Genomic DNA, 12,812 nt, shown 5'->3' with positions numbered 1-12,812 from the left:
GTTATTGAGATAAGGCTTCGACTTCTATTAATGCGAGGTCTTTCTTACGCAGCACCAAATTCACGCGGCGGGTTTCGATATGAACGGGATCACCTAACGGGGCAACGCGCACGACCTGGAAAGACGAGCCGGGTAGCATGCCCAGTGACAGCAGCTTTTGCCGATAGGCCGGGCTAATTTCACGGGTAAAACCGGTAATTTTCCATGCACTGTCTGGAGTGAATTGCATAATGCCTGATCCCACGAAGGTTAAATAATCTACTATGCGATGATAATGAGAATAGTTTGTATCAGCAATAATAAAACTGTGACGGAATGTTGTTTGCGGGAATAATTTACGGCCTGTTTGACCTTGCTCAATATTTGCTGAATATGCGGCGACGAGAGAAGCGGCCTATTTGTTAATGGCGTGCTAATTATTGGTTTAAATAAAGGAGTGAGAGAATAAACCGTACTGCGCGATCCCCTCTCCCCTGTGGGGAGAGGGTGAGAGGTTAGCGTTTTTTACCCATCGCGGCCGCCAGCGCATCCATCATCGCGCTGTTGCCTGCAGGCTGAGCATCACGCCCACGCGGTTTCGCGGCTTTAGCAGCCGGGCGCTGTTGTTCGCGGCCACCACCATTGCCGCCACGGCGCGCGTTGGTTTCGCCCGGCTGCTCGTCCAGACGCATGGTCAGGGCAATTCGTTTGCGCTGTAAATCCACTTCCAGCACTTTGACCTTCACGATATCGCCCGCTTTGACCACGGTGTGCGGGTCTTCAACGAACTTATCGGCAAGGGATGAGATATGGACCAGGCCATCCTGATGCACGCCGATATCCACAAATGCGCCAAAGTTGGTGACGTTGGTCACCGCGCCTTCCAGCACCATGCCTGGCAGCAGGTCGTTCATGGTCTCGATGCCGTCGGCAAAGGTCGCGGTTTTGAACTCAGGACGTGGATCGCGGCCCGGTTTTTCCAGCTCTTTGATGATGTCAGTGACGGTTGGCACACCAAATTTATCGTCGGTGAAATCCGCGGCTTTCAGGTTGCGCAGCGCACTGTTATCACCCATCAGGTCTTTCAGTGCCTGTTGAGTGGCAGCCAGAATGCGTTCTACCACCGGGTACGCTTCCGGGTGAACGGTTGAGGCATCCAGCGGGTTATCACCGTGGTTGATGCGCAGGAAGCCCGCACACTGCTCAAAGGCTTTCGGTCCCAGACGGCTCACCTTCAGCAGTTGCTGACGGTTCTGGAACTGACCGTTCTCATCACGCCATGCGACGATGTTCTGCGCCATCATGCGGGTTAAGCCTGCAACACGGGTCAACAGGGGAACTGAGGCGGTATTCAGGTCTACACCGACGGCGTTTACGCAGTCTTCCACCACCGCATCTAGCTTACGGGCGAGCTGAGTCTGGCTCACGTCGTGCTGATACTGGCCCACACCGATGGATTTCGGGTCAATCTTCACCAGTTCTGCCAGCGGATCCTGCAGACGACGAGCGATAGAGACCGCGCCGCGCAGAGAAACGTCCAGGTCCGGGAACTCCTGCGCCGCCAGTTCAGATGCGGAATAGACGGATGCCCCCGCTTCACTGACGATCACTTTCTGCGCCGTTACTTTCGGGAATTGTTTCTGCACGTCGAGGTAGAAACGTTCGGTTTCGCGGGACGCCGTACCGTTGCCGATAGCAACCAGCTCCACGTTGTATTTCTCGCACAGTGCCGCCACTGCGACAGCCGCTTTCGCTGCCTGGCCAGTGTGTGGATAGATGGTGTCGGTTGCCACCAGCTTACCGGTGCCGTCAACTACCGCCACTTTTACGCCCGTACGCAGACCCGGATCGAGCCCCATGGTGGCGCGAAGGCCCGCCGGGGCGGCCATCAGCAAGTCGTGCAGGTTGCGGGCAAACACATTGATCGCTTCATCTTCGGCGCGCTCGCGCACGGTGCCCATCAGCTCGGTTTCGAGGTGCATCAGCACTTTGATACGCCACGTCCAGCTCACCACGCCTTTACGCCAGCTGTCCGCCGGGGCGTTGTTCAGACGCAGGCCGAGGTGATCGATGATGATCTGCTCGCAGTGGCTCTCTTTCGGCGGCTCGTCAAACTGCGGGTCGGCATTCAGGGAAAGCTGCAGCACGCCTTCGTTGCGGCCGCGGAACATTGCCAGCGCACGGTGAGACGGGGTCGTTGAAATCGGTTCGTGGTGATCGAAGTAGTCGCGGAATTTCGCGCCTTCGTCCTCTTTACCCGCGACGACGGTCGAGACGATGTGGGCATTCTTCCACAGGTAATCACGTACTTTGGCGAGCAGGGCGGCGTCTTCGGCAAAGCGTTCCATCAGAATATAACGCGCGCCGTCGAGGGCGGCCTTGGTGTCCGCTACGCCTTTGTCAGCGTCGATGAATTTCGCCGCTTCGGTATCTGGATCGTGGGAAGGTTCGTTCCACAGCAGGTCGGCCAGCGGCTCAAGACCCGCTTCAATCGCAATCTGCCCGCGCGTGCGGCGCTTTGGTTTGTACGGCAGATAGAGGTCTTCGAGTTCGGTTTTGCTCAGGGTACCGTTAATAGCGTTTTCCAGCTCGCTGGTCAGTTTACCCTGTTCGCCGATGGATTTGAGGATCGCCTGACGACGTTCTTCCAGTTCGCGCAGATAACCCAGACGGGTCTCCAGGTTACGCAGCTGTGTGTCATCCAGACCGCCGGTGACTTCCTTACGATAACGTGCAATAAACGGCACGGTGTTCCCTTCATCAAGCAGGCGAACGGCAGCTTCTACCTGTTCGGCTCTGGCCTGAAGTTCACCCGCAATAATGCGGCAGAGCGAATCTTTCATCATGGCTTTATCATCTTGTGGGTCAAAAATCAGGGGATAGTTATACGGGCTGACACGGCAAAATGCCAGCCGTGGAGGGCGCTCTCGGACTATTTTACGTACTCGATCTCATTGACGTACCAGCTGGCTTCACCGCCGGGTGTCTGAACGACGGCTAAATCGCCCACTTCCTTTTTCAACAGCGCACGGGCCATAGGGGAGTCGATGGAGATGTAATCCTTACGACCAAAAATTTCATCGTAGCCGACGATGCGAAAACGCAGGGTATCGCCGTTATCGTTTTCAATCTCCACCCATGCGCCGAAGAACACTTTGCCTTCCTGCTGCGGGGAGTAATCGACAATTTTAAGGTTCTCAAGGCATTTCGTCAGATAGCGTACCCGACGGTCGATCTCACGCAGCCGCTTCTTGTTGTACTGATAATCAGCATTTTCGCTGCGATCGCCGAGGCTCGCGGCCCAGGTGACTTTTTTCGTCACTTCAGGACGCTCTTCGCGCCACAGGTAATCCATCTCTTTTTTGAGTTTTTCGTACCCTTCGCGGGTGATCAGGGGCGTTTTCATGGTAAAGCCTTTGCTGCCGGTTTTCTGTCTTGCGCACAATACGTACCACACAGTGTAACAGACAGGATTAATAATGATTTATGTGATGAAATGAGCAGATAAGCTGCTGTTAAATATGCTTTGTAACAATTTCGACTAGAATTTATACCAGAATTAGCTGGTCGAACACGTGCACTTTTTTAGAATACGCTGTTACAAAGACTATCCGAACCTTTGGGAGTAAATACAATGCAAGAGAACTACAAAATTCTGGTCGTGGATGACGACATGCGCCTGCGTGCGCTGCTGGAACGTTATCTGACCGAGCAGGGCTTCCAGGTTCGTAGCGTCGCGAACGCTGAGCAGATGGATCGTCTGCTGACCCGTGAATCTTTCCACCTGATGGTGCTCGACCTGATGCTGCCCGGCGAAGACGGGCTCTCTATCTGCCGTCGTCTGCGTAGCCAGAGCAACCCGATGCCAATCATCATGGTGACGGCGAAGGGCGAGGAAGTTGACCGTATCGTGGGCCTCGAAATTGGTGCTGACGACTACATTCCAAAACCGTTTAACCCGCGTGAACTGCTGGCGCGTATTCGTGCTGTGCTGCGCCGTCAGGCGAACGAACTGCCTGGCGCACCGTCTCAGGAAGAAGCCGTCATTGCCTTCGGCAAGTTCAAACTGAACCTCGGCACGCGCGAGATGTTCCGTGAAGACGAACCTATGCCACTCACCAGCGGCGAGTTCGCAGTTCTCAAAGCACTGGTTAGCCACCCACGTGAGCCGCTGTCCCGTGACAAGCTGATGAACCTGGCGCGTGGCCGCGAATACTCCGCAATGGAACGCTCCATCGATGTGCAGATCTCTCGTCTGCGCCGCATGGTGGAAGAAGATCCGGCGCATCCTCGTTATATTCAGACCGTTTGGGGTCTGGGCTACGTGTTCGTTCCGGACGGCTCTAAAGCATGAGGCGAATGCGCTTCTCGCCGCGAAGCTCGTTTGCCCGCACCCTGTTACTGATCGTCACCCTGCTGTTCGTCAGCCTGGTGACGACCTATCTGGTGGTGCTGAACTTTGCGATCCTGCCGAGCCTCCAGCAGTTTAATAAGGTCCTGGCCTACGAAGTCCGTATGCTGATGACCGATAAACTGCAGCTGGAGGATGGCACGCAGCTGGTTGTCCCCCCTGCCTTCCGTCGTGAAATTTACCGTGAGCTGGGTATTTCTCTCTACTCAAACGAAGCGGCGGAAGACGCGGGCCTGCGCTGGGCGCAGCATTATGAATTCCTTAGCCAGCAGATGGCGCAGCAGCTCGGCGGCCCGACGGAAGTGCGCGTCGAGGTCAACAAAAGCTCGCCTGTTGTCTGGCTGAAAACCTGGCTGTCACCCAATATCTGGGTTCGCGTTCCGCTGACCGAAATCCATCAGGGCGACTTCTCACCGCTATTCCGCTACACCCTGGCGATTATGCTGCTGGCGATAGGCGGAGCCTGGCTGTTTATTCGTATACAGAACCGACCGCTGGTCGACCTGGAGCACGCTGCGCTGCAGGTCGGTAAAGGGATTATTCCTCCTCCATTGCGTGAGTATGGTGCCTCTGAGGTCCGTTCGGTGACGCGTGCGTTTAACCATATGGCGGCCGGTGTGAAGCAACTGGCAGATGACCGTACGCTGCTGATGGCCGGTGTGAGCCATGACCTGCGCACACCGCTAACGCGTATTCGTCTGGCGACGGAGATGATGGGGGAAGAGGACGGCTATCTTGCCGAGTCCATCAACAAGGACATCGAAGAGTGTAATGCCATCATTGGGCAGTTCATCGACTACCTGCGTACCGGCCAGGAGATGCCAATGGAGATGGCGGATCTGAACGCGGTGCTGGGCGAAGTGGTGGCGGCGGAAAGCGGCTACGAGCGCGAGATTGATACCGACCTTCAGGCGGGAGAGATCCAGGTCCGCATGCATCCGCTCTCTATCAAACGTGCGGTTGCCAACATGGTGGTCAATGCGGCGCGTTACGGTAATGGCTGGATTAAAGTCAGCAGCGGGTCTGAACTTAACCGCGCCTGGTTCCAGGTGGAAGACGATGGTCCGGGCATCAAGCCTGAGCAGCGTAAGCATCTGTTCCAGCCGTTTGTGCGTGGCGACAGCGCGCGCAGCACCAGCGGTACAGGTTTAGGTCTGGCGATTGTACAGCGTATCATCGATAACCATAACGGGTTGCTGGAGATTGGCACCAGCGAGCGGGGCGGGTTGAGCATTCGCGCATGGTTGCCGGTACCGGTGACGCGCGGGCAGGTGAAAGAGAGTTGACAAAAGGGTGCGGCCTGATGCCCTCACCCCGGCCCTCTCCCGCCGGGAGAGGGAGAAAACATTAAAAAAGGCAACTTTCGTTGCCTTTTTGCTTTTACCTACAGCTTCGGTCCCGCGCTCACCAGCGCTTCACCCGCCGGGGTATCGGTGTACTTCTCGAAGTTCTCAATAAACAGCTTCGCCAGCGATTCCGCTTTCTCGCGCCACTGTTCCGGCGAACCGTAAGTGTTGCGGGGGTCGAGGATATGCGTATCCACACCCGGCAGCTCTGTTGGGATCGCCAGATCAAACATTGGCAGCGTGAAGGTTTCAGCGTTATCCAGAGAACCATCCAGAATGGCGTCGATAATGGCGCGCGTATCTTTGATGGAAATACGCTTGCCGGTACCGTTCCAGCCCGTGTTCACCAGGTACGCCTGCGCGCCGGAAGCCTGCATGCGTTTTACCAGCACTTCAGCGTACTGCGTCGGGTGCAGCGACAGGAATGCCGCGCCGAAGCAGGCTGAGAAGGTTGGGGTGGGTTCTGTCACGCCGCGCTCGGTACCCGCCAGCTTAGCGGTGAAGCCAGAGAGGAAGTGGTACTGTGTCTGGCTGGCGGTCAGGCGAGACACCGGCGGCAGCACGCCGAACGCATCTGCCGTCAGGAAAATGACCTTCGTGGCATGACCCGCTTTTGACACCGGCTTCACGATATTGTCGATGTGGTAGATCGGGTAAGAGACGCGGGTGTTTTCCGTTTTCGACGCATCGTCGAAGTCGATGGAGCCATCGGCACGCACGGTGACGTTTTCCAGCAGCGCATCGCGACGAATAGCGTGGAAGATATCCGGCTCGGCCTCTTCAGACAGTCGAATAGTCTTCGCGTAGCAGCCGCCTTCAAAGTTGAATACACCATCGTCATCCCAGCCGTGTTCGTCATCGCCAATCAGACGACGTTTCGGATCGGTGGACAGAGTGGTTTTCCCGGTACCGGACAGTCCGAAGAACACCGCCACGTCACCTTTTTCACCGACGTTAGCCGAGCAGTGCATGGAGGCGATGCCCCGCAGCGGCAGCAGGTAGTTCATGACGGAGAACATCCCTTTCTTCATTTCGCCGCCGTACCAGGTACCGCCGATCAGTTGGATACGCTCGGTCAGGTTGAAGGCAACAAAGTTTTCGGAGTTCAGACCCTGCTCTTTCCACTGTGGGTTAGTGCATTTCGCACCGTTCATCACGATGAAATCCGGGGTGAAATTCTTCAGCTCTTCGTCGGTTGGACGAATAAACATGTTTTTCACGAAATGCGCCTGCCAGGCCACTTCGGTGATAAAACGTACGGAGAGACGGGTGTCGGCGTTAGCGCCACAGAAAGCATCGACAATGAACAGACGCTTGCCGGAAAGTTGATGGGTGACGAGCCCTTTCAGATGCTGCCAGGTTTCCGGGGAGAGCGGTTTGTTATCGTTCTTCCCTTTGCCCTTGTCAGCCCACCACAGCGTATCGCGGGTGGTTTCGTCGCGGACGATATACTTATCTTTCGGCGAACGACCGGTAAAGATACCGGTATCGACGGCGATAGCACCAAGATTCGTCAACACACCACGCTCGTATCCTTCCAGGGCTGGATTGAGCTCTTCCTGATACAGCGTATCGTAGTCGGGGTTGTAGACGATTTCCTGGACGTCGTGAATACCATAAGCCTTGAGATCTTGCGGGGTTAAACCAGTAACACGCATATCACTGCTCCTTAGCCAATATGTACTGCCTGAAATTGTAGGGTTTTTCTGAGGTTGTTAACCGCGACGGGGCTCATAGATTTACGCATCTGGACAAAACCCTTACTAACGGAAAACGCTGCGACTCCAGTCACAGGGCAGGCGGATTATCGCAGGAATCGCTTTTTGGTTGGGGAAAATGTTCCGAAAAGGTTAAAGGCTGGTGATATTATCGGAAGGAATGTGAATGTAATCGCATACACGTAAGAAAATTACGTAAGAGTTACATTATGAAAACGATTCAGCATGGGCGGGGATTTTACCCCTCCCCCAAAGGGGAGAGGGGAAAAGTATTAGTGAACCTGTGGGTCTGCCGGGGAGGCGTTATTGCGGATCTCAGCAATATCCATCGAATTGAACACATAGTGCGTACCGCAGTAGTCACAGTGCATATCAATTTCGCCATCTTCCGCCATGATGCTGTCGATCTCTTCATCCGGCAGCGTCTTCAGTGCGCCGGCACAACGTTCACGTGAACAGGTGCACTTAAACTCCACTGACTGCGGGTCGTAAACGGTCACTTCTTCTTCGTGATACAGACGCCACAGCACGTCGGTCGCCGACAGGTTGAACAGCTCTTCCGCTTTGATGGTTTCAGTCAGCGTCGCCAGGTGTTCAAAATCATTGGTCTGCGCGTCCTGAGCCGGCAGAACCTGCAGCAGCATACCGCCCGCAGCAGGCTGGCCGTCCACTTCACCGGTGCGAATGAACAGGCGGGTTGGCAGCTGTTCAGAACGCATGAAGTAATCTTCCAGGCAGGCCGCCAGCGTATCGCCTTCCAGACCGACCACGCCCTGATAGCGTTCACCTTCCTCAGGGGAGATGGTGATCACCAGGTAGCCATTACCCACCAGCGTTTTCAGATCTGCATTTTCAGGTACATCGCCCTGAACGCGTGCCACGCCGCGCATCTGCTGCTGGTTATTACCGTTGATCACCGCCAGCGTCATCGGGCCATCACCCTGCAATTGCACGGTGATATCACCCGCGAATTTCAGCGTTGCCGTCAGCAAGCTGGTGGCAACCAGTAGTTCGCCCAACAGGGTCTTCACCGGCAGCGGGTAGTTGTGGTTTTCCAGAATCTGTTTCCAGGTTTCGGATACGGTGACCAGCTCGCCGCGCACGGCGAATTGTTCAAACAGATAGCGGTGTAATTGGTCGTGTTGGGCCATTTTAGTCTCTCGTGCGGGTGAGATTACTCAGTCTCACCGTGTTTAAATTTCATCAGATCGCGGCGCTCTTTTTTATCCGGCCGCCGGTCCGGGTGTGGCATAGTCAGCGCGTTCATTTTGCGCGCCAGTGCGGTTTTCTCACGCTTTTCAATGCTTTCAGCCGTCTCTTCATAAAGCAGTACGGCTTCGGTTGCGGGCCGTCGTTGTTCGGTAATGGCTTTAATCACCACCGTTCGTTCATCGTTGCCCTGACGCAGCGTCAGGGTGGCATTCAACTCAACCAGCTTGCTCGGTTTGCTGCGCTGGCCGTTGTAATGCACTTTTCCGCCGTCAACCATCTCGCGGGCAAGGGCGCGTGTTTTATAAAAACGCGCTGCCCACAGCCATTTATCCAGTCTTACCCCATCAGAGGGTTTTTCTTTCATGGCGTCTCCTTCACGGTGAGTGAGGGGATCATCTGGCGGTAGTCGTTCAACCCCGGATGGCGCAGATAGCTTTTTTCAGCCATGCCAGAGTCAGGATTCGTAACCCCCAGACAATAGCGAATGCCAAAGGTGGCTGCGGAATCCAGAATGGGCTCGCTGTCGTCAATAAACAGCGTACGTTCAGGCTGCAAACCTGTCTCTTCCTTCACCGCGTGCCACAACCGCTGATCCTCTTTCGGATAACCAAATGTGTGGGTAGAAAGTAATAAATCAAGGTGTGAAGCCAGACCCGTATGTTCCAGCTTTACCGCCAGATTATGAGGATGCGCATTGGTCAGCAAAATACGGCGCTTGCCGCTGGCTTTCAGCGCATCCAGAAAAGGTACAGTATCTTCACGCAGCACGGCGCGTGGACCCTGAGCGGTAGTCATGGCACAAATATCCAGACCGAGGCGTTCGCTCCAGTAGTCAAGACAGTACCAGTTTAGCGTATGCTGCACCGCGCTATATTGCGAACGAATGAATGCCTGCGCTTCTGCCGGGGAGATCCCCTGCTGTTCGCCATAGGTTTCCGGAACCAGCTTTTGCCAGAAATAGTTATCAAAGGCGAGATCGAGCAGTGTGCCGTCCATATCCAGCAGAACGGTATCAACCTCCTGCCAGGCGATATCAAGATGCATAAGGGGTACTCCAGCCAGAAGAAACGTGCGCGACAGGGTAGCACATCTTGTCGCGCAAGGACGTTATCAGATCAGGCTCTCAGAGGAGGGGAGCAGCTTAGGATTGAGGCAATTTTCGTAATATTGCTGGATGTCAGCCAGCCGGGTGCGTGAACGCTGGTAGCGACGCAGGGCCATAAAACCGTTCCAGAAGATGGAGAACAGCATGGCTAGCATCAGCAGCGAGGTACCAATGTAGCGCCACAAACCTGCGCTATCCGGCATCTGGTGCAGAACGATATGACGGGTACCGTTGGCATCAGTATAAATACTCGTGACGATCCCTTCGGCACTGAACGGCGTTTGCATCAGCATCTGCGCCAGGCGCTGAAATTGGCTCCACTGCTCTTGTGCCGGGTAATCATAAAGCGCAACCTGCGGATAAGGTTGATCGACCAGGTCGCTGCCTTCATCACTGACAATGACAAAGCCACCCGGTGCCGGGCTGTTCAGCGCCTGAGCCGCACGTGTGGTTTCGCGCATCATGAACGGTGCCGTCGAAGTGGCCACCAGGTTGTCCAGCGATTCCGCGCTAACCGGACGCAGCAGCACGTTGACGCCATCCAGCCGACCCGCTTCGGCACGTTTCACCAGCGCGTCCCAGTCTTTACTGTTCCCCAGGTTTACCAGGGCGTTTTTGAGACGCACACACTCGTCCTGCGAGGAGCATAAATCCTTCGTTTTTAGAACGATGTCGCCAAAATCATCCAGCAGAACCATGCCTGATTTCTGAATGGCTGAGCGCAGCGCAGGGCTGACGCGCGAATCATCATCCGGCTTCGGATGTAACTGGCGGTTGACCGTCTGAGTGAGGGCGGTAGCTTTATTCACCACTTCGGATTCCGGCAACGGCAGCGGCGGCGCGTCGTTCCAGATGATTTGCGAGCAATCGAACGGCATGAACGGTGAGTTCTGGCGCGTATTCCACGCCCCTGGGGTATGAATATTACACATCCCGGTTCCCTTCAGGCGCAGCGTGTCTCCTACGCGCACACCGGCTTCATCCAGTTTGTTGACGCTGGTCGCTTCGATGGTTTGCGCCCCTTTGATCCACGAAAGGGTGAATTTGATGGGCATATCCAGCGGCACGAAAAACAGCAGCATGACAAAGACCAGCGCGGCGCCTCCGGCAATAACCGTGCTACGTAACCAGTGCTGGAGCGGGAAATTTTTCACTTCATCATGCAGAGATAAAAATCGGCCCTGACGCACAACGTGGCGGTCAAGGTAGATATCAATATCGGTTTTCTGTCCTAAATCCTGCGCAATCCATGGTTGCCAGTGGCGCGGGTAGATAAGGTCGATAATGCCGAGTGAGATATTGTTGAGATGCTCCTGATCGTTTTCACCAAACAGACCCCAGCGCTTCGGCGTACCGCGCAGGCAGTGTATCTCACGCAACGAGGTTTTTGCTGGTGGGGCAAAAAGCCCCCAAAGCCCGGCAGCCAACAGTAACACCGCTCCGCCAGCCAGCCAGGGCACAAACACATCCGGCGTCAGCAGACAGCAGAAAAAGAGCAGGAAAGCGGCAACGATCAGGATGGCTTCACGAATGCCATCCGGGCGGCTCAGGGCATATTCTTCATGCGTCTCCTGGCGGATATTCAGCAGCTCGATCTGCTCTGACTCTTCGCCACGGATGGAAGCCTGGGTTGAACTTGCACGCTCCAGCGCAAAGCGCGGTGCTTCCTGAAGGTATTCACTTAGCGTGTGACCGTTAAGCGAGATGACCAGAGGTAATGAATCGGTGTGGATCAGTTCAACGCTGTTTTCGTCAGTAATGTATTGCTCCCAGGATGGGGGCAGATGCACTTCGACAGAATCAAGGTAATAGCGCCATTTGTTGGGATCATCGGTGGTGATGCCATAGCGCGTGATGGAGCGTGTCAGGCACAGCACGGTATCACTTTGCGCATTAAGCTTAAGTGAGACTGGCGCAGCAGTAGCTCCCGTCGGCCCAGGGGTTAACTGAGAACGGTTCAGCGTTTCGAGATAGTTTTCAACTGCATCGCGTTCGTCCTGCGTGAGTTTACGCGTCGTTGCGCCAGCGAACGCATTTAAAAAAGGCAACCGGTAACGGCGTTGTATGCGACGCCTGTATACCCATCCTGCAAACAATGCGCCGGCCAGCATAGCAGCGAGAACAATCAAAATGGTGCTCATGCTTTCCCCATCTTACTTATCTTCTTACAGGTGTAGTCTGTAGCACCTTTAATATTGAATGAGAGTCTGTGGTTGGCTATCGGCAAGTATGGAGTCGAACTTGAGCATTCTGAAGCGCATCCCAGTGACCGATGATGATAGCAAAGCCTGTGATGGCGCGATATCAGCAAATTCCTGGAAACATTTCAACCTCTTGACATTTGTTTTGAATTGAGGATTGATCTTTATTACGTTGCATAAATGTAAATAAAGAACGATTGACATTGCCGAAACCGTGCGGCATATCGCACAATAAAGCCCGTTCTCACTGCTAAGACCCATCAAGATGAGCAAACCACTACAAAAACCCACCATTCTGAATGTTGAAACTGTCGCAAAATCGCGCCTGTTTAATGTCGAAAGCGTGGACCTGGAGTTCAGCAACGGTGTGCGTCGCGTTTATGAGCGTATGCGCCCCTCGTCGCGCGAAGCGGTGATGATTGTGCCGATTGTCGACGATCATCTGATTTTGATCCGCGAATACGCTGTGGGAACGGAGTCTTACGAGCTTGGGTTCTCGAAAGGGCTTATCGACCCGGGTGAAACCGTCTTTGAAGCGGCAAACCGCGAGCTGAAAGAAGAGGTGGGGTTTGGCGCGAATGAGCTGTCGTTCCTGAAAAAACTGAGTATGGCACCCTCTTATTTTTCCAGCAAAATGAATATTGTGGTAGCCGAAGATCTCTATCCAGAATCGCTGGAAGGAGACGAGCCGGAGCCGCTGCCGCAGGTTCGCTGGCCGTTAGCACACCTGATGGATTTGCTGGAAGACCCGGACTTTAACGAAGCGCGTAATGTGAGTGCACTGTTCCTGGTACGGGAGTGGTTGAAGGGGCAGGGGCGACTGTAGTGGCCTGATGCCCT

Annotated in this window: 11 protein-coding genes; 3 read left to right on the top strand and 8 right to left on the bottom strand. The window is 54.8% G+C overall.

The features are described 5' to 3' along the window. Nucleotide 1: 1 nt before the first annotated feature. From feoA to greB, 3 genes are all read right to left on the bottom strand, one after another. A complete protein-coding gene (feoA, locus tag ACLHV8_RS20715) occupies nucleotides 2-229 on the bottom strand; it encodes a ferrous iron transporter A (protein ID WP_010436417.1) in 228 nt (75 codons plus the stop codon). Between the two features lie 265 nt (nucleotides 230-494). Further along, nucleotides 495-2,825: a Tex family protein gene (locus ACLHV8_RS20710; RefSeq protein ID WP_208594539.1), complete on the bottom strand. Its 2,331-nt coding sequence runs from the start codon at nucleotides 2,823-2,825 to the stop codon at nucleotides 495-497. A gap of 86 nt (nucleotides 2,826-2,911) precedes the next feature. Next, the gene (gene greB / locus ACLHV8_RS20705) at nucleotides 2,912-3,385 is read right to left on the bottom strand and encodes a transcription elongation factor GreB (protein WP_028018028.1); all 474 of its coding nucleotides are present in this window, start codon (nucleotides 3,383-3,385) and stop codon (nucleotides 2,912-2,914) included. Nucleotides 3,386-3,613: 228 nt separating this feature from the next. Between greB and ompR the strand changes: the two genes are divergently transcribed. Further along, a complete protein-coding gene (gene ompR, locus ACLHV8_RS20700) occupies nucleotides 3,614-4,333 on the top strand; it encodes a two-component system response regulator OmpR (protein WP_001157751.1) in 720 nt (239 codons plus the stop codon). After that, the gene (gene envZ, locus ACLHV8_RS20695; protein WP_410392134.1) at nucleotides 4,330-5,676 is read left to right on the top strand and encodes a two-component system sensor histidine kinase EnvZ; all 1,347 of its coding nucleotides are present in this window, start codon (nucleotides 4,330-4,332) and stop codon (nucleotides 5,674-5,676) included. Before ompR ends, envZ begins: the two co-directional genes overlap by 4 nt. Before the next feature lie 98 nt (nucleotides 5,677-5,774). Here envZ and pckA read toward each other — a convergent pair whose 3' ends face one another. The 5 genes from pckA to ACLHV8_RS20670 all read right to left on the bottom strand — a co-directional run bounded on the left by pckA (nucleotide 5,775) and on the right by ACLHV8_RS20670 (nucleotide 11,912). Next, entirely contained in the window at nucleotides 5,775-7,394 is a 1,620-nt protein-coding gene (gene pckA, locus ACLHV8_RS20690) for a phosphoenolpyruvate carboxykinase (ATP) (RefSeq protein WP_028018027.1), read from the bottom strand. A gap of 332 nt (nucleotides 7,395-7,726) precedes the next feature. Further along, nucleotides 7,727-8,605: an Hsp33 family molecular chaperone HslO gene (gene hslO / locus ACLHV8_RS20685; protein WP_023309492.1), complete on the bottom strand. Its 879-nt coding sequence runs from the start codon at nucleotides 8,603-8,605 to the stop codon at nucleotides 7,727-7,729. A 23-nt stretch (nucleotides 8,606-8,628) separates the two neighbouring features. Continuing rightward, the gene (gene hslR / locus ACLHV8_RS20680; protein ID WP_023333710.1) at nucleotides 8,629-9,030 is read right to left on the bottom strand and encodes a ribosome-associated heat shock protein Hsp15; all 402 of its coding nucleotides are present in this window, start codon (nucleotides 9,028-9,030) and stop codon (nucleotides 8,629-8,631) included. After that, complete coding sequence (yrfG, locus tag ACLHV8_RS20675) at nucleotides 9,027-9,710, bottom strand: GMP/IMP nucleotidase (RefSeq protein ID WP_208594541.1); 684 nt, start codon at nucleotides 9,708-9,710, stop codon at nucleotides 9,027-9,029. The genes hslR and yrfG overlap by 4 nt, the downstream gene beginning before the upstream one ends. Before the next feature lie 66 nt (nucleotides 9,711-9,776). After that, the gene (locus ACLHV8_RS20670) at nucleotides 9,777-11,912 is read right to left on the bottom strand and encodes an intracellular growth attenuator family protein (protein WP_208594542.1); all 2,136 of its coding nucleotides are present in this window, start codon (nucleotides 11,910-11,912) and stop codon (nucleotides 9,777-9,779) included. 325 nt (nucleotides 11,913-12,237) lie between these two features. On the opposite strand from ACLHV8_RS20670, the gene nudE reads away from it, so the two are divergent. Beyond that, the gene (gene nudE, locus ACLHV8_RS20665; RefSeq protein ID WP_008503041.1) at nucleotides 12,238-12,798 is read left to right on the top strand and encodes an ADP compounds hydrolase NudE; all 561 of its coding nucleotides are present in this window, start codon (nucleotides 12,238-12,240) and stop codon (nucleotides 12,796-12,798) included. The last annotated feature ends 14 nt before the right edge of the window (nucleotides 12,799-12,812 follow it).

Source organism: Enterobacter sp. CPE_E863, assembly GCF_046521465.1.
In the GTDB taxonomy this organism is placed as follows: Bacteria; Pseudomonadota; Gammaproteobacteria; order Enterobacterales; family Enterobacteriaceae; genus Enterobacter; species Enterobacter adelaidei.
This window is presented reverse-complemented; position numbering and strand designations above follow the sequence as displayed.